This is a genomic window from Alteromonas sp. CH_MED4-4 (genome assembly GCF_037029575.1).
GTDB lineage: Bacteria > Pseudomonadota > Gammaproteobacteria > Enterobacterales > Alteromonadaceae > Alteromonas > Alteromonas macleodii.
Genome location: NZ_JAYMEU010000017.1, coordinates 13218 through 32888 on the forward strand (window position 1 = coordinate 13218; position 19671 = coordinate 32888).

17 protein-coding genes are annotated in these 19671 nt (G+C 45.7%); 4 read left to right on the top strand and 13 right to left on the bottom strand.

Annotated features, from left to right (window positions below; genetic code table 11):
* Positions 1 to 5 precede the first annotated feature (5 nt).
* Complete coding sequence (gene gpsA, locus WA381_RS12815; RefSeq protein ID WP_049588317.1) at positions 6 to 1037, top strand: NAD(P)H-dependent glycerol-3-phosphate dehydrogenase; 1032 nt, start codon at positions 6 to 8, stop codon at positions 1035 to 1037.
* 90 nt (positions 1038 to 1127) lie between these two features.
* Here gpsA and WA381_RS12820 read toward each other — a convergent pair whose 3' ends face one another.
* From WA381_RS12820 to WA381_RS12850, 7 genes are all read right to left on the bottom strand, one after another.
* Positions 1128 to 1520 (bottom strand): NAD(FAD)-dependent dehydrogenase, encoded by a 393-nt coding sequence (locus WA381_RS12820; RefSeq protein WP_156085859.1) that lies wholly within the window; start codon positions 1518 to 1520, stop codon positions 1128 to 1130.
* Positions 1521 to 1679: 159 nt separating this feature from the next.
* Complete coding sequence (locus WA381_RS12825; RefSeq protein WP_156085858.1) at positions 1680 to 3089, bottom strand: TolC family protein; 1410 nt, start codon at positions 3087 to 3089, stop codon at positions 1680 to 1682.
* 4 nt (positions 3090 to 3093) lie between these two features.
* Positions 3094 to 5064, bottom strand: coding sequence for a MacB family efflux pump subunit (locus WA381_RS12830; RefSeq protein ID WP_156085857.1), 1971 nt, complete (start codon positions 5062 to 5064; stop codon positions 3094 to 3096).
* A 1-nt stretch (position 5065) separates the two neighbouring features.
* The gene (locus tag WA381_RS12835; protein WP_156085856.1) at positions 5066 to 6244 is read right to left on the bottom strand and encodes an efflux RND transporter periplasmic adaptor subunit; all 1179 of its coding nucleotides are present in this window, start codon (positions 6242 to 6244) and stop codon (positions 5066 to 5068) included.
* Between the two features lie 94 nt (positions 6245 to 6338).
* Positions 6339 to 7085, bottom strand: coding sequence for a hypothetical protein (locus tag WA381_RS12840; protein ID WP_156085855.1), 747 nt, complete (start codon positions 7083 to 7085; stop codon positions 6339 to 6341).
* Positions 7082 to 8209: a PepSY-associated TM helix domain-containing protein gene (locus tag WA381_RS12845; protein WP_156085854.1), complete on the bottom strand. Its 1128-nt coding sequence runs from the start codon at positions 8207 to 8209 to the stop codon at positions 7082 to 7084. Before WA381_RS12845 ends, WA381_RS12840 begins: the two co-directional genes overlap by 4 nt.
* A 3-nt stretch (positions 8210 to 8212) precedes the next feature.
* Positions 8213 to 10276, bottom strand: a complete 2064-nt coding sequence (locus WA381_RS12850; protein WP_156085853.1) for a TonB-dependent receptor domain-containing protein — start codon at positions 10274 to 10276, stop codon at positions 8213 to 8215.
* Between the two features lie 280 nt (positions 10277 to 10556).
* Between WA381_RS12850 and WA381_RS12855 the strand changes: the two genes are divergently transcribed.
* Both WA381_RS12855 and WA381_RS12860 read left to right on the top strand, forming a co-directional pair.
* Entirely contained in the window at positions 10557 to 11270 is a 714-nt protein-coding gene (locus WA381_RS12855) for a response regulator transcription factor (RefSeq protein WP_156085852.1), read from the top strand.
* On the top strand, positions 11267 to 12631 hold the full coding sequence (locus WA381_RS12860) for an ATP-binding protein (RefSeq protein ID WP_156085851.1): 1365 nt from the start codon (positions 11267 to 11269) through the stop codon (positions 12629 to 12631). Before WA381_RS12855 ends, WA381_RS12860 begins: the two co-directional genes overlap by 4 nt.
* 58 nt (positions 12632 to 12689) lie before the next feature.
* Here the strand turns inward: WA381_RS12860 and trmL are convergent, their stop codons facing one another.
* The 4 genes from trmL to WA381_RS12880 all read right to left on the bottom strand — a co-directional run bounded on the left by trmL (position 12690) and on the right by WA381_RS12880 (position 16423).
* Positions 12690 to 13154 (bottom strand): tRNA (uridine(34)/cytosine(34)/5-carboxymethylaminomethyluridine(34)-2'-O)-methyltransferase TrmL, encoded by a 465-nt coding sequence (gene trmL, locus WA381_RS12865; protein ID WP_156085850.1) that lies wholly within the window; start codon positions 13152 to 13154, stop codon positions 12690 to 12692.
* Between the two features lie 152 nt (positions 13155 to 13306).
* Positions 13307 to 14284, bottom strand: coding sequence for an alpha/beta fold hydrolase (locus tag WA381_RS12870; protein WP_061439251.1), 978 nt, complete (start codon positions 14282 to 14284; stop codon positions 13307 to 13309).
* A 64-nt stretch (positions 14285 to 14348) separates the two neighbouring features.
* Positions 14349 to 15710 (bottom strand): ATP-binding protein, encoded by a 1362-nt coding sequence (locus WA381_RS12875; protein ID WP_156085849.1) that lies wholly within the window; start codon positions 15708 to 15710, stop codon positions 14349 to 14351.
* Positions 15710 to 16423 (bottom strand): response regulator, encoded by a 714-nt coding sequence (locus tag WA381_RS12880; protein ID WP_156087310.1) that lies wholly within the window; start codon positions 16421 to 16423, stop codon positions 15710 to 15712. Before WA381_RS12880 ends, WA381_RS12875 begins: the two co-directional genes overlap by 1 nt.
* A 256-nt stretch (positions 16424 to 16679) precedes the next feature.
* Here WA381_RS12880 and WA381_RS12885 point away from each other — a divergent pair, with 256 nt between their 5' ends.
* Positions 16680 to 17561 carry a Spy/CpxP family protein refolding chaperone gene (locus WA381_RS12885; RefSeq protein WP_156085848.1) on the top strand — a complete coding sequence of 294 codons (882 nt, stop codon included), beginning with the start codon at positions 16680 to 16682 and terminating at the stop codon, positions 17559 to 17561.
* 54 nt (positions 17562 to 17615) lie between these two features.
* Here WA381_RS12885 and WA381_RS12890 read toward each other — a convergent pair whose 3' ends face one another.
* Complete coding sequence (locus tag WA381_RS12890; RefSeq protein ID WP_156085847.1) at positions 17616 to 18869, bottom strand: flagellar assembly protein T N-terminal domain-containing protein; 1254 nt, start codon at positions 18867 to 18869, stop codon at positions 17616 to 17618.
* A gap of 5 nt (positions 18870 to 18874) precedes the next feature.
* Positions 18875 to 19624 carry a flagellar basal body L-ring protein FlgH gene (locus tag WA381_RS12895; RefSeq protein ID WP_014948056.1) on the bottom strand — a complete coding sequence of 250 codons (750 nt, stop codon included), beginning with the start codon at positions 19622 to 19624 and terminating at the stop codon, positions 18875 to 18877.
* Positions 19625 to 19671 lie beyond the last annotated feature (47 nt).

Sequence of the window (19671 nt, forward strand, 5' to 3'; positions counted from 1 at the left end):
TGAACATGAAAGGCGTGGACATGAAGTCGCATTCGGTTTCAGAGTCTGTTTCAGTATTAGGGGCGGGGTCTTACGGCACCGCCCTTGCTTTTTGTCTTGCCAGAAATGGCAACCCCACACTGCTTTGGGGCCGTGATGAAAAGCACATTGCCGAAATGAAAGCGAACCGTGAGAATGCTCGTTATCTTCCAGGCGCAACATTTCCAGATGCCCTAGTGGTAAATGCCAACTTAGAAGAAGTGGTAGCCGCCAGCCAAGATATTTTAGTGGTTGTACCTAGCCATGCATTTGCGGCTATGCTTCAAAGCTTAAAGCCATTGCTTAAACCGCATCAACGCATTATTTGGGCGACCAAAGGACTTGAGCCAAAAACGGGCCGTCTGCTTCGCGATGTGGCAGAGGAAATACTGGGTACCGACTATCCCCTAGCCGTGTTATCAGGCCCTACTTTTGCTAAAGAAATGGTAGCAGGCTTACCTACTGCAATTTCGCTGTCTTCCACTGACGATACGCTGAGTGACGAATTTGCAGCAAAGCTGCATTGCGCAAAATCGTTCAGAGTATACAAAAACTCAGACTTTACTGGCGTTCAGCTTGGTGGTGCGGTTAAAAACGTTATCGCTATAGGCGCGGGCTTAGCCGATGGCCTTGGCTTTGGTGCAAACGCGCGAACGGCGCTAATCACCCGAGGTTTAGCAGAGCTTACCCGTTTGGGCGTGAAGTTAGGAGCCAACCCAGAGACCTTCATGGGCATGGCAGGCCTTGGCGATTTAGTTTTGACTTGCACCGACAATCAATCGCGCAATCGTCGCTTTGGGCTGGCTTTGGGTCAAGGCAAGAGTGTCGATGTTGCTATTGACGAAATCGGACAAGTGGTTGAGGGATATCGCAACACTGAAGAAGTGCACATTTTATCTAAGAAAGTAGGCGTAGAAATGCCAATTTGTGAACAAATTTATGCTGTGCTTTATCACGGAAAATCCCCTAAAGAGGCGGCCTTAGCTCTGCTTGGTCGAGACCTCAAAAAAGAAGCCTAGTGAATACTTGATGGTTTTTGCTTGGTAGCAAAAACCATCAGCCTCTTAACGCCCCACTATTCCTATCTTTTCCAGCTTGTTAACCTGAATTTAGCGGCCTTCTCTTACCACGATCACTTTAGTGTTGTCGTGATATCCAGCCTGACTGCGCTTGTGGTGCTTCACTTTTTTCACCTTTTTGTAGGGTGAATCGACAACCACATAGCGATTCCCATGCTTGCGATAGTAATGATTATTAGCAACGTAATAACGATGATTGTCGATAACCTCTACCCTATGCGCACCTGGCAAGACGTTAACGTACAGGCCAATTTCAGGAACGCTTATGGCTACGTCAATGATCGGACGAGCAGGTTGCGTAATAATAGTGACCCTTTCATTCGTTCCTCTATTCGAGTGAGAATGATGACCTGAATGGGCGCTTGCTTGCCCTGCAATCATTAAGCAAACGCCGGTGATAATACTCAGTGTGATACGTTTCATAATGCTTCTCCAAAATCATTCGTGCATGTTCACAGGCTATATTAATGAGTGAAGCTGAACGAAACCTGACTCAGACAGGCTTTATACCGATCCTTACAAAACGCACAAAAAAGCCCTGTTCACAGGGCTTTCGTATTGCTGCTTGAGAAAATCTAAATGCTATGACGAAGTGATGTCGGCGCCTGCGCTTTCTCTGTAGGTGGCAATGACAGAAGAGAGTACGGCTTGATAGCTACTGATCACAGATTGCCTAGCCGAGAAAAAGCTACGTTGAGCATTAAGCAAATTCAGAAAGTCAGTGTCACCGGCTTTGTAGCGAATATCCGCAAGACGATAAAGCTGCTGATTGTTCTCGAGCGAGGCTAACGCGTAGCGGTAGTTTTGTTGATTGAATACCAAGTTAGTTTGGCTATTTAACAACGCTTCTATCGCGCTAAGCACCGTCTGCTGATACTGTAAAATCGCCAAATCAACATCCGTTTTTGCCGCCTTCTCTGCAGCTTCTAACCGTCCCCCGTCGAACAGGGTTGCTGCTGAGCTTACTGCTGCGCCTAAGGTCCACCCTTGCGCTAAATCTAAAAGATCACTCACACCAATATCTGCACTTAAGCTCATGCCTGGAAGACCTGCCACTGACGCTTCGTAAAACGCTAAATCAGCCTGCTTAAATTGCGCTATAGCTAACTGAACATCTGGACGCTGCTTCAATACCTCAGCGCTTAATATAGGTGCCACTTCGGGCAGTGAAAAATCGGTTAGCGAAAGGGAAAGCAGCGCTTTTTGTTCAGGCGTATTAAATTGCATAGATTCATTACCTAACAATACCGCTAATGCCCGCTCATTAAGCGTTAAACTATTGCTCAGTCGCAGCACCTCCGACTGAGCACTGATCAAGGTATTGCGCTGCTGGGAAACCTCAATACCTGAGGTATCCCCCTCTTCAAAGCGAATTTGAACTAGATTTAGCAGCGCTTCGCTAATCTCTACGTTTTGCATCGCAATAGACAGCCGCGACTGCAGTGAAATCTGCTCAAGCAGGGTATTTATAAACAACGCCTGGGTGTCTAACAGCGCATCGGTAAACTGATACTGTGCAGTATCGATACCTAACTGACGACTGCGCTGCTGAGCTTCTCGTGTACCCCATATGTCCGCGTCATAACTCAACCCCAGTCCACCTGAGGTAGAGTGGCTTGAACGGCCACTATCTAGGTCTCTTCCACTGCGTCCAGATGTCCTCGCCGTTATAGTCGGAACGTCACCTGCGTTAACTTGTGCTAACAGAAATTGCGCTCGTTTCACCCTCTGCTCGGCTTGATTAAGGGTTAAATTTTGGCTTTCAAGCGACTTCATAACGGGCGCAAGTTCAGCCACCTCGAACACCTTCCACCATGATGTTGTTATTTGACTAGTCGCGTCCACAGACTTCGCTTTTTGTAGCGCCTGCGTGTCAGTTTCGGGCAACGTTGTAGAAGGTGAATAAGCGCAGCTTGCGGTCAGCACGATACAAGAGAACGCGCACAGTAATGAACGAGCGGCAAGAGGCACAGAAAAACGAAAAGAATGCATGGCGTTACTCCTCTGCCAACGCGTCAATGGGATTAAGCTTTGATGCTTTTTGAGCAGGGGCATAACCAAAAATGAGCCCTACAGCGAGAGATGTGACAAAAGCCAAAACGGGCGGCATTAGCGTGTAGGCGACAGGCACACTGAATGAAGCAACGATAAGGACAACAAAATAGCCCAGAAGAATGCCGAAGATACCACCCAAGATACACACTACCCATGCCTCGATATTGAACTGGCGCAATATATCGCGAGGCTTTGCGCCTGTGGCGATGCGTAGTCCAATTTCCCTCTTACGCTCAGATACGTTGACCAGCATGATATTCATTACACCGATACCGCCAACAAACAAAGATATGGCAGCAACAGACGCCAAGAGCCAAGTTAACGTGTCTTGCGTTTCCGTGACCGCCTCTACCAGTGACTCTGTGGTACGCACCATCACGTCTTCTTGTCCGTGACGTTCTACCAACAGTGCCAGCACATCATCTTTTACCTGAGTGGCTACTTCGGTACTTTCTGCCTTTATGGTAATGCTGCTTAAGTAATCCCGACCAAATACCTTCAAACGACCAGTTGTAACCGGAATGAGCACTTCGTCATCCATATCGTTACCACCTGCACTGGCGCCCTTAGAATGAAGTACACCTACGACCTGATAAAAGGCATTTTGCATCAAGATGTACTCGCCTACTGCCCGATATTTATCTTCAAACAGGGTCTCAGCTACCGTATCTCCAATTACCACCACAGGCGCATAATTTGTTACGTCTTCATCGCTGAAAAACACGCCCTGCGCCATTTCCCAGTCTTTAGCATGAAAGTAGTCAGGTGTGGTGCCTGTAATACGTCCTGAAAAATCGTTTTCGCTGTATCGGATGGTTGCCCTTGCACTTCTTTCCGGCGCGACATAAGCCACACCCGGAACACTTTTCAATGCAGTGGCATCGGCTAACGTCAGCGATGCAATATCACCGGATGAGCGCATGTTTCGTCCACCCGGCCTAATCGAAATCAGGTTCGTGCCAATGGTTTCAATACGCTCTAGTACCTGCTGTTTACCTCCCTCACCGATGGCCATCATGGTCACCACTGCCGCTACTCCAATAATAATCCCCAAGAGTGTGAGCAAGGTTCTAAACCAATTCATTCTAAGGGCAGTGAACGCCATAGATAGGGCTGAAAAAAGTGAGATACTTGGAAAAGGTTTAATTGCCGGTACTGATTTGGGCTCTTGAGAATGTGCGTGCTGCACTGAAGCCGCATTCTTTTCAACTGATTCACTTGTGCTAGGCGCAGCGGTTTTGGTATCTGTTACAATTTTCCCATCAAGTAAGTGTATTTGCCTGTCGGCATGTTCAGCAACTGCACTATCGTGGGTGATAAGAATAATAGTCACCCCTTCTGCGTGTAGCTCGCGAAGCAATGCCAGTAACTGCTCTCCGCTGGCCGAGTCAAGCGCCCCCGTGGGCTCGTCGGCTAATATTACTTCTGCACCATTAATTAAGGCTCGCGCTACCGAGACACGCTGTTGTTGGCCACCTGAAAGCTCTCCGGGTTTGTGCTCTTTTCTGCTTGAAAGGCCAAGTTTATCGAGCAGCTGTTGCGCTTTTTGAGTGCGATCTTCGCTAGACGTACCGCTGTATATTGCTGGCAGTGCCACATTTTCAGTGGCATTTAGCGACGACAGTAGTTGATAGCGCTGGAAAACAAACCCAAACGTTTTCAAGCGAAGAGCTGAAAGCTGGTCTGGGTTTAACGAAGACACTGACTGCCCGTGAATACGGTACTCCCCTTCTGAAGGGGTGTCTAAACATCCTAGGATATTCATCAAGGTCGACTTTCCTGACCCGGATTGCCCCATAATGGCGACAAATTCACCCTTATCGATTGATAACGAAACGTTATCCAATGCGGTGACTTCAAACCCTTCTGTTTTGTAGCGACGTGATACGCCATTAAGCTGTATTAACGACATATTAGAATCCGTCACGGCGGCGCGGTGGGCCTGATGGCGGCTGCCCACCCGGCACTCTGCGCATGCCCGCGGCCGGCATTGCGGTGCCGTCTGCTAGACCCACAACCACTTCATCACCTTCTGATAGGCCTTCTATAATTTGAATATGGGTTCTATTTTTTATGCCTACTTTTACTGGCGTGCGAACCACCTCATCGCCCTGTTTAAGCATCACGAATTGATTGCGAGCTCGTCCTTTTACTGCCGCTAACGGCACAGAAAGCGCGCCTTTCACCTGCTCCTGCACAAAGAACACTTGGGTAGTCATGGCGTCCATTAAAGTGCGATCAGGATTCTCAACATCGATTAGCACTTGGTATAGCACTACGTCATTAAGTACAGTGGGTGTAGGTAGCACTTGACGAACGGTAGAATGGTAGAAGGTTTTGTTATCGCCCAAGGTAGAGAAATAGACTGGCATGCCGCGCTTTATTTTCTGCACATCGGCTTCGGACACTTCTGCGCGTAGGGTCATTACTGATAAATCGGAAATTTGAAGCAACACGGGGGCGTTTTGATTGGCATTCAGGGTTTGCCCCTCACGCACCGGTAAGGTCGCAACAGTTCCGGATATTGGCGCAAATATCTTTGCGAACCCGAGCTTAGTAATATCCCCTTCCAGCGAGGCTTCGTCGGCTTTAATCTGTGCGATGCTCGCCGTGATCTTGGTATCGATAACTTTAAGGTTTGTATCGCTGCTTACGACTACATCTTGGCTGACTGCATTTTGCTTAAACAAATTTTGATTGCGTTGCGCTCTCACTTCGGCGAGTTCTCGCTCTGCCCGCAGCTGAGCCAGCTGTGCTTTTTTGCTGTCCAGCGCCGCTTGAGAGTTCTGTACTTGTGTTTCAAATACACGGGCATCGATCTCTACCAGCAAATCGCCTTCTTTAACAATATCCCCCTCTTCTACGTGAATATTGTCTACCTGACCTGAAACCTGCGCGCCTACCTCTACGTAGCGCTTGGGCTCAAGCTGACCTGTAGACACCAAGCTTAGCTCTATGTCCTGCACTACTGCAGGTTGAAAAAGAAAGCCTGGCTGTGACGACGATTTAAAAAAGAAAAAGTGAATAGCGTAGCTAGATGCACCTAGGAAGATAATGACCAAAATGCACTTAATAAAAAGTGAAATCTTCAACGTGTTAAGTCCTTACAAAAATATGCTTACACTATACTTTACGTAAGCACTATCAACGACAATACTGACGAGACTTTACCAATCTTTACACTTTCTAGATTTCTTCACCCTGTTGATTTTCAACACTTAATAGGATTCTCGATTGTGTAGAGTCTAAATTACGGTATAACTGCTCTCGATATCCTGTGCTGAGCACGACTAATGTTTCAAAACTGATTACGGCTCTTTTTTGTTGCCTCTCCTTGGCGTTAACATAGTCCGCATCTAGGATATTGAGCGTCAACACTGCCTCCCTGGCTTCAGTAAACACTTTTCTCTTTTCAGACAGTTTGCCCTTGTACTCTATAAGCAGAGCACGCACTATAGTTTGCTGCTCTTTAGTCAAAGCAAGCTTACGCGTCATTTTTGCGATACTTTGTTCCACGTTATTTAGTGCGAACCCAGCTAGTGTTGGCCCGTGGCTATGCTGATTATTACCGCCGCGACCCACGCTTGCTTTAGCGCCATTCCGTCGCTCTCCTTGATTAGCACTTTTAAGGTTTTCTCCGTGTCTTTGACCTTGGTTTCGAGCGACTTCGCTTCCGCCCTGCCCGCGAGCTTGCCCATGACCATGCCTGTTACCCTGTCCTTCACCCTGCCCTCTTTTGCCTTTTTGATTCCTTTGCTGACCTTCGACTACTTCGCGGTTCATTCCCTTCCGTTGTGTTTCCCGCTCTGAGCCGGTTGCTGCGGTTTGAGGGCTCGATGATGATACTTCGTTAGCAGTGCTATTAGACAAATATTTCACTGCTATAACACTACAGATAACACTAACCAGTGCCGTGAGAATTAATTGCTTCATTGTTTTTTCCTCAAACTCGCTTTTCTTTTTACTAGGTTGTTTAACCCGTTATCTAACTTTTTCTCTCGGCGAGATTTTTTCATCACAAAACTAATCACTCCAGAAAGCACCATAATAAGCGCCAAAGTCATTATTCCAATCATTACAAGCAAGTACAGACTGGGTAAATTACGCCCAGTATGTAAAGGCACAATAAAGCGATAAAGCTTTTCACCGAAGGCTAATTGCCCAAAGTCCTCATGCCCCAACAAAGCGCCTAAGCTTGTATCTACATAAACCGAAGAGCCTGCGAAGCCTAGCCAGTCGTTAGCAGTATGGTATTTGAGCTGCAGCGCACCTGCATAGGTTGTATTGTTACCTCTGGCACGAACCGTTCCAACACTTACTAATTGCGGGTTTTCAAGGCGGGCTTCAGCAAGGTTCAGCATGTCTACCCACGGCGTAACCATGTATTCTGGTGTTTCATGGATAGCAGACACGTCTTCTTTTAATACGCTTTGAGCCACACTACGATAAGTAATAGCTGCACCAGTAAGAGAAAACAAAAGTACGAAAACCACAGTAACAATACCGCTGCTAAGGTGTGCAAAAAAGTACTGAGAGTTTTTATTTGCGGTAGGTACAAGTCGCTTCACTTTGAATGTTCTGCGATGTGGCCACCACAAATAAATACCCAATAAGCTGATGGCGAGAGAAATTAGCCCAACCCAAGCTACCCATTCTTTACCTGTCAAGCCTGCTATTTGCTGCCTACCGATTAGGTAATTTCTATGAAGACCCAACACAAAGCTGGAAAAGCTGTTCTGGGCAGACACTTCATGTTTAAGTAAGGTTAACGCTTCCGCTGAATAGATGTATTTTTCGCCGCGAAGTGCGACTTCAAAAACAGGGCTACTGGGCTGAGGGACTTTAATCGACCTGTAACCGGTGTGGCGCTCGTTTAAAACACGTAAGTGAGAAGAAAGCTCTGAATGACTTAATCTTTGATAGTGCTGCCCAAAGTCTCTATCCATAGAGATGTAGTCAACAATACCCGTGAGAAGGCCTGAGCCAAGCGTAACAATAAATAAAACACCGATGGGGAAACCTACCCATCGGTGTAAAAGTGTCAGTACTTTTTTCATTGGTTAAAAAGCCAATGCCATCTCTAGCCTAGCGTTTCTGCCAATTGAGTTATCAATTTGGTCAAAACGGCGATACGCTTCGTCAGTAATGTTATTAATACGAGCACGTAAAACAAGCTTCTCATTTATTTGATAAGCACCGAAAAGATTCATCACTTGCGCAGCTTCTGAGTCATCACCAGTGACATTCTGATTTTCACCGACTTCGTCTTTGGAACCCAACACTTCTAATTCAGCACGCAATGTCAGAGTGTCATCAAAACCTGCCCATCCGATATAAAGTGTTCCGCGATCTGGGCGCACAGAATTAAGATCTTCACCCGTATCTAAACGCTCGCCAATCGATCGTGCATATGTAGCGCCGATAAACGTTGAAGCATATGTATACTCAAGCGAAGCTTCGACACCGCGAACTTGGCTTTCCCCCACGTTCTGGTTTTGCCTTACTAACGTTGTGGTATCGCCAACTGTTTCACTTTCGAGTACGACTTGCTCTATACGTTCAGTAGATTCGTTTTTGAATACACCTATCGAACCATAAAGATGAGACTTCGTGTCTAGCTTTTTATTAAATCGGATACCTACATCATAGGTATCTGAAAATTGAGGTCCGAGATCTTCATTCGGTAGCGTTGTGGTAATCGTGGTTGAACCACGGCGAGAAGTTTCTTGTGTATTGCCTAGAAGTAGTTGATTTAACGTTGGAGTCCGAAGGCCCTTTGCGTATGTCGCATAGAAGGAAACTCCGGGTAAAACACTATAATTAGCCGTAAGTTTTGGTAACCACTCGCTACCGTCATTGTTGGTACCTATATCTGTATCTATAGTATATCTTTCAAAACGTATTCCCGGTACAAGGTTGAAGTTTTCTGTAAATTGAATTCGACTGTGAGCAAACGCACCATAGTTCGAACGCTTACCACCCACATCACTACCGCCAACAAAAGAGAGTTCATCTGTAGAACCACTGACCCCAGCTGTAACGTCAAAAATGATATCATTCATGATAAAGCGCTTTGACGCATACGCCTGTCCGCCTTTCGTTTCTACTTCACGAGTATCTAATTCTCCAGGCTCTCCATTTGCACCACGTCTCCCTTCTAATAAAGTTTCTTCGTGGTCTGTTTTAGAGATAAATGCATTGGCAAAATACTGGGTGTCAGATGATGGTTTGTAATCAATAGAGATATTAGCGCCTGTATCTTCAACCTCATTGAAAAAGTCTGCATCTTGCCTCTCATTACTACGGGCAAATATGTTTGAACCTAGATATTCTATGTTCGACTTTGATACCCCACCCTCTACCTGCAAATTCTCAGAAACATCCCATTGCACTTTAGTTAGATAGTTTTCACTGTCACTGCCACTGTTTAGTACTTCGTTACCATCACCATCGTCGTAACTTTCGAAGCTACGGTCTGAAAATGCAGCAAGTATACCCATATTGTCCGAAACGCTTCCCGCTACAATTCCCGTGAACAATCGTCCATCGCCGTTTGATTCACCATTTACGCGAACTTCACCACCAAAAGCGTCTTCGGCGGTTACATAGTCAAATGGATCTACAGTTTCAAGCTGAACACGACCACCTGTCGACCCTGTACCAAACGTATTTGATACAGGCCCCCTAATAATACTGACCGATTTCATAAATTCGGGGACAAGAAATACTGGATTAAAGGTTGTTCCGTGCTTGGTAGTTACTAGGTTTTTCTCAGCGCCATCTACTGTCACAATAACGCTTCCTGCACCTTCGCTTCCGCGAAGGTTAAAATCGAAAAACTGACGACCGGGTCCTTGTAACGCCTCTACATTCGGAATGCTCCTAAACAATTCATCAGCGGTAGTAGCCATAAGCGTATCTACTTCACCTTCGCTTAACGCTAAAATTCCCTCTGATTCAAAACCTAAACCGTAGACTGTCAGCTTTTCAATATCTGCCTCTTTATACGTGTTATTGTTCTTTTGTGTTTTTTCCTGCGTACTTTGTGCAAAAGAAGGTGAAGCACCCATTGCAAAATTTAACGAAGCGGCAACTAAACAAAGCGTAATTCTGTTTCTAAGCATTTTAGTTTCTCGGCGATGCTAAACACTGCTAACAATTCAATGTAAGTCCAGCATTTAAATTTTTAAAACTTGATTAATTGGAGCCTTTTTAATGATAATTATTATCAATTGCATTTCAATGCCTAATGTATTCTCTACCGTTCTCTCTTGAATGGTGAAAGCGCAGAAAACGACACAAAATATTGAATTTATTGTTTTTTATTTTTATCAACAGTTGTTTTTGCTAACTGTAAAGAAGTGTAAGGCTGGATCGTTAACGTGCTATTTCGAGTAAACTATTATGATGAAGAACGCTAATTCCCCCAAAAAAGTACTGATAATTGATGACGATGAAGATCTTTGTACTTTGCTTGCTGACTATCTAAAACGTAATCGCTATGAGGCTTCATATTGTACAGATAGTTTATATGGCGTATCGCTAGCGCTATCATCCAATACTGACATAGTGGTACTTGATGTAATGATGCCTAAGCTCGACGGCTTTGCGGCGCTTAAGAAAATACGTCTTCAAAGTGATGTTCCTATTATTATGCTTACTGCTGTGGACGAGACTCACGAGCGCATACAAGGCCTTGAGCTAGGCGCAGATGATTACTTAGTGAAGCCATTTGTTCACAAGGAGTTGTTAGCCCGAATTAATGCTCTCACTCGTCGTATTACGTCGTATTCATCTGCAAAGTCTCAACACTTACTTACATTTGCAGACATAAAATTAGACACTGCAAGTCGACAGGCGACGGCTGACGGTCTGCAGTTACAGCTTACTAGCGCTGAAATATCAATTTTAGAAGTTCTTTTACGGCACGGTACAAACACTTGCGACAAATCGATTATTAGCCGCTTGGCCTTCGCCCGGCCGCTCGAAAAAGGCGACCGCTCTATTGATGTCCATGTCAGTAATATACGGAAAAAAATAACGAAACAAACAGGAGTGGACAGAATAAAAAATGTTCGTGGTGTAGGCTATGTGCTGGTTGGGGACAAAATAGAATGAAGTTAGCAACACGCTCTTTGTTCGTGAAAGTGTATTTTTGGTTTTGGATTATTACCGTTAGCATAGTTTGCGTACTGTTACTTGTAAATCCACTTAACTATGCCGCAATTCACACAGAACCCTTACGACAAAATGAACTGGATAATTTTGCTCGATTTTCTGAGGTGCTATCACGAGTATTGAGCAATCGCTCACAACCACTGCTTAGCAACTCTCCCCCTAAGCTCACTCGAAAACGCTATTTGTATTTTTACAATGCGTCTGATGGATTGACGATTCAAAATAAACCACTGCCTATAAATATCGATGTGAGTTTACTTAATGAAATAAATACAGAGAGCCCAATGCGACTAATCAGCGAGCAGTTTACTGCTATAGGCCCAGTCGACATTGAGCTAGATAGTTTGAATTACGCTATGTTTGAGCTGTTCCCCGATAAAGGAGCTACTTTGGGGTCACAGATAACGTTGGCGCCTTTATGGGTTAAGGTTGCCGTTGTGATTTTCGTATCTACCGTACTCGTTTTCTTCTTCACTCAAAGTTTTGTTCGCCCCATTCTTGCACTTAGAGATAGCGCAGTCGAAATTTCTAAGGGAAAACTGTCCAGTCGCGTGAAGACAAATATGAATCGGAAAGATGAAATCGCTCAACTATGTGCAGAGTTCAACGATATGGCAGACAAACTTGAACGCGCTGTAAATAACCAAAAGCGCCTTTTCAGAGATATTTCACACGAATTGCGCTCGCCTCTCATGCGGCTGTCTACCGCCAATGAAATTGCAGCGAATATGGCAAGCAGTGAACTGCGTCCTTATTTAAACCGAATAGAAACCGAGTCGTTGAAGCTTGAGGGCATTATAGAAGAGCTTCTTATTTATTCTAGATTGCAGGCGCAACAAGAGCCGGTAAAACAAGAAAAAACGGACCTATTCTCGCTGCTTTCCCCGATAATTAGCCAGGCGGAATTTGACGCGCATTCTCGAGAAAAAACGCTAGTCATCAGTCAGATTGAACCTATAAACATGGTGACGGATAAGCGACTCACCACGCGAGCCTTGGAAAACCTGTTATCAAACGCAGTTCGCTACGCTGCGTTAAACGTTTGCGTGAATGTTCGGGTAACAAACACACTCATAATCATTGATATAGAAGACGATGGAGAGGGGGTAGACGACGATGCCCTTCAGGAACTTGCTAAGCCCTTTTATCGCGTTGCGACCTCTCGTGAAAGAGATACAGGTGGCAGTGGAATAGGGCTTGCTATAGCAAATAGCGCGGTGCGCATTCAGCAAGGAGCGCTTGAATTTTCCCATGCTAGCACAGGTGGCCTAAAAGCTTCTGTTATCCTTCCACTGCTTTAACAATACGAAGTATCGCGCCTAAGCAAAAGTGTTTATAGCACTCTGAAAGAAAAAGAAGCTAACGAGCACCGTCGTAACCAAACTGACGCCAGCTTTCATACACAAATACCGATACAGCATTAGACAAGTTCATACTACGACTGTCTGGCAACATAGGGATGCGAACACGCTGCTCTGGGGGAAGCGATTGAATATAGTCGTCTGGTAAACCTCGGGTTTCCGGTCCGAAAATTAACGCATCGCCTTTTTCATAAGACACATCGCTGTGAAACGCTTTGCCTTTCGTTGTGCAAGCGAATACCCGTTTTGGCTTAGCATCATTCAGGTAAGCGTCTAAATTGGCGTGGCGCTTTACGTGAGCAAACTCGTGATAATCTAAACCTGCGCGTCGAACGCGTTTATCGTCCCATTCAAAACCCAAGGGCTCGATTAAGTGCAACGTAAAGCCACTGTTTGCGCATAAGCGGATGATGTTTCCCGTATTTGGCGGGATCTCTGGCTGATAGAGTACGATATCGAGCATGCTTTTTTAAATTACCTTCACAGTTAACAACTCGTTTATTTTATACCGAAACGCCATTCTTCATCACCCTTGCACACACTTTTATTACCTGTGAAATAGAAAGCGCTGCTCTTAAGTATGATTACCTAACTAAATGTTAGCTTTGGCTGCACTTATGTAGACGGGTCTTCTGTCAAAAAGTCGAGAATACGCGCCACAGAGCGCTCGCGAATGTCGTCAGACTCGGTGAATAGCTCATGGTAAGCGCGGGGCACTATTTCAAGTTTTGCATTTGGCATAAGCTGCGCCACGCGGCGCTGACGGTTATTATCAATAATCGCGTCATCGTCTGCACTTAATACAAGCGAGGGCGTTGTAATAGCGCGTGCGCTACTTTCAATTTTGTTCATAGCCTGATGTGCCGCGGCCAACCACTCTGTAGTCACGCCACCAAGCTGAATATCCTGCTCTTCGTCATACAGTTCACGAAACAGAGCATAGCGGGTTTTGCTGTGGGTGAGCTTATTAAGTGAAAAAGGAAACGCGATATACGGGGTTTGACCAAAAAAGTACCCCGCATCTTTCTTTTTCATCCTGTTTACCGCAAGGCCTGTGCGAATTAAGCCATTCGCCAACCAATTGGGCAGAGCGGGTTTAATGCCAAACATGGGTGAAGCTAAAACGGCTTTTGAAAACAAATTCGGAAGACGCAGCAGCGTGAGTGCACCAATGGCGCCCCCCATCGAATGGCATACCAGCTGTAACGGGCCTTGCTGCAGTGGCTTTACAATAGTTTCTACGAACATGACGAAGTCATCAACGTAGTCGTCAAAATCGGCAACATAACCATGCTGAGGGTCACGGGTCATCCTGTCTGACAAGCCTTGGCCTCTGTGATCTAAGATGAATACGGCGAAACCATTTTGATAGAGATCGTAAATGAACTCTTTGTACTTTAAATAAGATTCGATTCGACCAGAGCATATTACAATGGTAGCTCGCGGCGATTCTGGGATACAGTGCGCAAAGCGTACCTTGATATTGTCTTTCCCAGAGAAGTGGCCCTGAGTAACACTGTTTTGCCAAAAGGGATTGATATACGTGGCAAAAGTGCTGGCTAAGTTATTTTCAGACGTGAACGTCCAGTTCATAAATACCCTATTACAGTCAAATTGCGCTCTTTGTTAGGCTACGGAGTGCTATCAACGTTCCCAATCATAACTTGGGAAATGACATAGTAACTCGTAGCCCACCGCGCTCAGCAGGTTCAGCGATTATGCGTCCATGATGCAACTCAACTGCCGCTTTTGCAATGGATAAGCCCAAGCCTACGCCTCCTGACTCGCGCTCTCTGGCAAGAGTTGCCCTGTAAAACGGTGAAAATATACGCTCACATTCCTCAATGGTTAACCCGTCGCCGTCATCGGTAATGTGAATACACCAATGCTGCGCATCTTCGCTAAACGTAATATGCGTGACGAGTTTGCTATGACGTATGGCATTGCGAAGAACATTCTCGACGGCGCGACAAAACATCATGCTGTCAATGACTACCGTCTTTTTAGGTATATCGTCAATTTTTAACTGCTTGTTTTTGTTTGCCACTTCAAAGTTAGCGTCAGTAAGCACATCGTTGAGCACTAAAGACAAAGCGTGTTTTTGCATGTTGGCTTCGCCAGCTTCAGCACGACTAAGAGTAAGTAATTGGCTTACCAGCGCTTCCATACGATCAGCCTCCCGCTCAACACGAGATAACGTGGCAGGGTCTACATTTTGCTGATGTGCAAGACCTAGTGCCATTTGCAGTCGCGCTAGGGGTGAACGAAGTTCGTGAGAGACATCGGCCAATAATCGCTTTTGTGCGCCCCACATTGATTCGAGCTGTTCAGCCATTTTGTTGAAATCGCGCGCCAACTGACCTAACTCATCCTGACGCTTGGCAGCCTTGCCCACCCGCGTTTGCCAGTCGCCGCTTGCTAAACGTTTTGCTGAACCCTGAATGTGCAAAATAGGGTTGGTCAGCGTTTTGGCGAATAGCCAGCTCAAAAGCGTGGTAGTAATAAGTGCAATCGCCAAAAACAGTAGAACCGGAGGAGTTTGCTTTTCGGGCATATCAAGCTTTACCGCAAAAAGCGCAAAGCGTGAATTGTCTCGCTCGAAGAAAACCGGGCCGAGAATTTTGAATGCGCCGCGCTTTACTGCAATCGGGGAGGTTTGATTTACCAAACGCAGTAAATCTTCTTTATCGTTGTCACGAAGCGGAGGGCCTCCACCTGAAATAAGGCGGTTGTCGCGAATATCTACCGCAACCAGTCGACCTCTCACGCCACGTGAATTGCGATCTAGCGTCTCATGTAACGGTAGGTCCTGAAAGCGGCCACGCTGCATCCGCTCAATGGCTTGATTTAAATCTTCTACTTCGCGAGGCTTTATTTGCACAACTTGAAGGTCTTCAAAAAAGAGGCGACTTCCCCAAATGGCCAAAAGCGATGTAACAATGAACGTTGCCCAAAACCACAGAAACAAGCGGCCCATGATGGCCCGCGTTGGGCTGATGCTGCGTAACAGTTTTACCATTAATGGCTTCCAACAATTAACATGTACCCTACTCCGCGGATGGTTTTGATTTTTTCATCTACGGCTACCGCACTGATTTTCTTTCGCAGGTTGCTAACATGCATATCAATGCTTCTGTCAAAAGCTTGCAGTGGCTTGCCGAGTATCTTTAAGCTTATTTCTTCTTTCGTTACCCGCTGAGCGGCATTTAGCATTAGTAAGCGCAAAATAAAAAACTCAGTTGTGGTTAGCGTTAATTCCACATCGTCTACTTTAGCGAGCTGGCTACTTGGGCTTAAAAAGATGCCATTCACAAATAAATCTTGTTCAACCGCTCCTCCCGTTGAGGAAAGATTATGACGACGCACAATCGCTTTTATTCGCGCCACTAGCTCACGATGGTTAAACGGTTTCGGTAAATAATCATCGGCGCCCATTTCCAGACCTAAAATGCGGTCGTAATCATCGCCTCTTGCTGTCAACATAAGTACAGGCGTGCTATGGCTGACACGAAGTTTTTTCAACACATCGAAGCCATCCATCTTTGGCATCATCACATCCAATAAAATAAGATCGTAATGTCGTCCAGACACAGCTTCAGATAACCCTTCTTCGCCGTCGTTACGCACTTGCACTTGATATCCCATACTCGACAGGTACGTGAAGAGCATTTCAGTTAGCTCAAGGTCATCATCAATAACAAGGATAGACTGCAAATGAAAATCTGAACTCATGGTATTAAACTCTTTAACGGTTGGAACTGCTGACCTTTGATTCATGAAAGTGCCTGTAATTTTTATAAACTTCAACCTACGCTTGTGGTGAGTCTTGTCTCAATTAAACGAAAAACACTGACAAACGCATACTATATCTTTTCAGACCTTTACAATTACAAAACGGCATCACCTTTACAGAAGCTTTACAGTGTGTTGACTGCTTTTTGTATTTATCACGCTAGGATTAACGTGTCCGAACAAAAAGGAGACGACAATGAAAAAGTTATTAATTGCTAGTACAACTGTAGCGGCGATTAGCTTAGGTGGACTTGCGTTGGCTCAGCCAGCAGGCTCTGGTATGCGTCACCACGAACCGGTTAAAGAAATTGTTCAAGAGCTTCGCGGTTTAAGCTTAAGTGACGCAAAACGCGAAGAGATAAAAACACTCATAAGCGCATTTAAAGACGCTAACCCTCGGCCTGAAAATCACGATAGTGAAAAGCCAAGTTTCGATTTTGAAACTGCTTCTGAGGCACAAATCAGTGCTTTTATAGAAACTCAGTTTGAAGAGCGAGAGTCGAAACATTTTGCGCTTGCGCAACTACGCCATAATATTTTTAACGTGCTAAGTGAAGAGCAGCAAGCGAAAGTCTTGGCACGCGAAGAAAGTAGAGATCAAAAAAGAGCGGCGAGAGGCGATAAGCTACGCAACGCGTCTGACGAGCAAAAGTCACAATTTGCAAAACGTATGGATGATGAAGGCAAAGGCAAAAAATTCCGCGGTCACGGTAAAGGTGAAAGAGGCGACAGAAATCACCAGCGTAATGGCACGCCGTTTAAAGGCATTGACCTGACCGATGATCAGCTGGCAAATCTTGCTGAGCTTCGTGAATCATTCAAGGACACATCCAATGCGAACAGAGAAACACTGCGAAGCTTCAAGGATGCCCAGCGCGACCTGATTAGAAGCTCGTCTTTCTCACAAGACTCTTGGAACGCGCTTGTTGCCCAGTACAAAGACGACCTTGTCAGTGCTGGTGTTGAAAAGGCCAAACAGCGCCAGGCCATGTTTGCAGTACTAACGCCTGAACAGCAAGCTGAGTTAAAAGCGCAGCGCGAAGAAGGTCGAAAGCTACGTGACTTACTGCGTTCTTAGTATTCAGTAATACCCTAACCCACCGTAAAAAGTGCTGGCCCTGGCCAGCCTTTTTTATGGCTGGCTTTCAACCTGCTGACTTTCTTTAAAACTACGTTTCGCCGTGAGAGTTAACGGCGTGACAAAATCACCAATATGTACGCTATCACTACCTGACTCCGCTTTGAGTAAACTGACGTCATCAGAAACTTCGTACACCTGCAAAGTCAAAGTCTTCGTTGAAAACAGTCCCGGCTTTCTTGATAAGCCCAATGCAGGCAGCACCCGTTGCTTAACCAATGAAAACTCATCGCCCACAGCTAACCCACTATTTTTACCCAGATCTATAGCAATGTAGTCAGGCGAGATATCAATGACCTGCGCATAAGTCGTTTCGCACTGAAGTGCCGCGTGAATGTCAGTAATAGCAGCGTGTACCGTATTGAGGACCATGCGGCCAAAATCACTGCGCCACAACAAGCTGTTGCTCATATCCACTGAATAATGTTGAGAAAAGGGCCAATCGGCCTCGCTATGATAGCTATCATTAAAAATCACCTTGGCTTTGAAAGTGTCGAGCACGTAAACCTGAACGGTAAAATTCCGGCGAAGCGCGACACCATCAGTTTCAAATACCGAGGTAGCCTGCGACACCTGTTCGAAAAGAGAAATGTCCTTTACAAACCCGAATACCACAAATTGCTGCCCATATTCACTTCGCAGAAAGGTCGACATAGCCGTTAAATCAATGTCTGACAAACTGGAGGTTAACCAGGTGTTAGCGTTAATAAGAGAAACAGGAATCTGGCTTACATCTCCACTTTGATAAAGACCGTTGAGTTGCTGAGCAATTCGTTGAGACACGTGGCTGCCAAATGAATAGAGCATGCCAGTCGCGGCCTGTTGGGGTGATGTTAAAGGAAATTCGGTCACTAAAATGCGATGGGCAAGTCCGTTGTTAGTGCAATTGAACAGAGGCGTAATGTTTACATTCACCACCACTGTAAGCGCGTCGTCTTTGAGTGTTTCGCTTATGATCTCTACTCTTTGAACTCTGCCCTGAGAACGAATTTCGGCCTTGCTGGAAAGGAGTAGCCCGTCTACCGTGATATCCTGCGCGGAAATGGTACTGCCACTGCGAAAAGCCGCGTCAGCAATAGCATTTTGTATGGCGCTGGTTCTCACGTCGCTAAGTTCTGCGCCAGCGAGTGCCATCGTAGCTTCACCCTGTACCCATTGAGCCCATGCGTGCTGAGTAACCAGAGAAGGAAGTAGTACCAGCAAAGCAGAAAGGCTGATGCGTAAGCTTGGCAAAATAGTGCCTTTCATCGCGCTTATCCAAATATTGAAAACAGCTTGCCAATCACTGTTCTCTGCTGATTATCTTGCAGCTCACCCGTACCGCTATACTCAATTAACGCGTTGCCGACTTTTGAAGACAATACGGTATTACTTTCATCCACATCTTTTTTTCTGACCTCTCCTGAAAAGCGAATGTACTCTTTTCCTCTGTTCATCGTTATCCACTTTTCACCCGTTACCAGTAAATTCCCTGCCGGCGTTATTCCCGTAACATACACGGTAATGCTGCCACTCATCGAATTTGACTGCTTAGTTTTAGCAGAGCTGGCGAACTCACTGTCCTGTTCGTGCTCCACCTCAACGTCATCTTCGTCAATTCGAATTCCCCCCACTTTTAGTGTGACGGGAGACAAATCAAAAGATGTGTTTTTGTCTGTATTAAAATCGAGCGACTTCTCCGACTGCGTCTGTTCTTCAAGCTTAACTAGAATCATATCCCCCACTTTGAAGCTTGCGTGGCGTTCATAAAGCCCTACAGAGTGCTCAGGATTAAATAGCGACCCCGTGGGTACATGCAAGGTCGACGTTGGTTCCATCCTAGGTGGTGAGTAGCGTGGATCACCGGGAGACGGCTCTTCCTCAACAGGCTTTACAGCTCGTTGCGACACATTTGGGTTGGTAGGGCTACTTTGAACAACCTGTTCTTCGTCAGTGAGTGTTTGGGCACAACCACCAAGTGTAAAGATTGCGATTAGTGTGTGTATATGGCATCGAACTTTCATGACATTGCTCAGTATTAGTTTTTATGCAGTGTGTAAATTAAGTGCCA

Excerpts from the sequence above, each read along its gene's own strand:
- gpsA (WP_049588317.1), top strand. The coding sequence starts at position 6 with ATGAAAGGCGTGGACATGAAGTCGCATTCGGTTTCAGAGTCTGTTTCA.
- WA381_RS12820 (WP_156085859.1), bottom strand. The coding sequence starts at position 1,520 with ATGAAACGTATCACACTGAGTATTATCACCGGCGTTTGCTTAATGATT.
- WA381_RS12825 (WP_156085858.1), bottom strand. The coding sequence starts at position 3,089 with ATGCATTCTTTTCGTTTTTCTGTGCCTCTTGCCGCTCGTTCATTACTG.
- WA381_RS12830 (WP_156085857.1), bottom strand. The coding sequence starts at position 5,064 with ATGTCGTTAATACAGCTTAATGGCGTATCACGTCGCTACAAAACAGAA.
- WA381_RS12840 (WP_156085855.1), bottom strand. The coding sequence starts at position 7,085 with ATGAAGCAATTAATTCTCACGGCACTGGTTAGTGTTATCTGTAGTGTT.
- WA381_RS12845 (WP_156085854.1), bottom strand. The coding sequence starts at position 8,209 with ATGAAAAAAGTACTGACACTTTTACACCGATGGGTAGGTTTCCCCATC.
- WA381_RS12850 (WP_156085853.1), bottom strand. The coding sequence starts at position 10,276 with ATGCTTAGAAACAGAATTACGCTTTGTTTAGTTGCCGCTTCGTTAAAT.
- WA381_RS12855 (WP_156085852.1), top strand. The coding sequence starts at position 10,557 with ATGATGAAGAACGCTAATTCCCCCAAAAAAGTACTGATAATTGATGAC.
- WA381_RS12860 (WP_156085851.1), top strand. The coding sequence starts at position 11,267 with ATGAAGTTAGCAACACGCTCTTTGTTCGTGAAAGTGTATTTTTGGTTT.
- trmL (WP_156085850.1), bottom strand. The coding sequence starts at position 13,154 with ATGCTCGATATCGTACTCTATCAGCCAGAGATCCCGCCAAATACGGGA.
- WA381_RS12870 (WP_061439251.1), bottom strand. The coding sequence starts at position 14,284 with ATGAACTGGACGTTCACGTCTGAAAATAACTTAGCCAGCACTTTTGCC.
- WA381_RS12875 (WP_156085849.1), bottom strand. The coding sequence starts at position 15,710 with ATGGTAAAACTGTTACGCAGCATCAGCCCAACGCGGGCCATCATGGGC.
- WA381_RS12880 (WP_156087310.1), bottom strand. The coding sequence starts at position 16,423 with ATGAGTTCAGATTTTCATTTGCAGTCTATCCTTGTTATTGATGATGAC.
- WA381_RS12885 (WP_156085848.1), top strand. The coding sequence starts at position 16,680 with ATGAAAAAGTTATTAATTGCTAGTACAACTGTAGCGGCGATTAGCTTA.
- WA381_RS12890 (WP_156085847.1), bottom strand. The coding sequence starts at position 18,869 with ATGAAAGGCACTATTTTGCCAAGCTTACGCATCAGCCTTTCTGCTTTG.
- WA381_RS12895 (WP_014948056.1), bottom strand. The coding sequence starts at position 19,624 with ATGAAAGTTCGATGCCATATACACACACTAATCGCAATCTTTACACTT.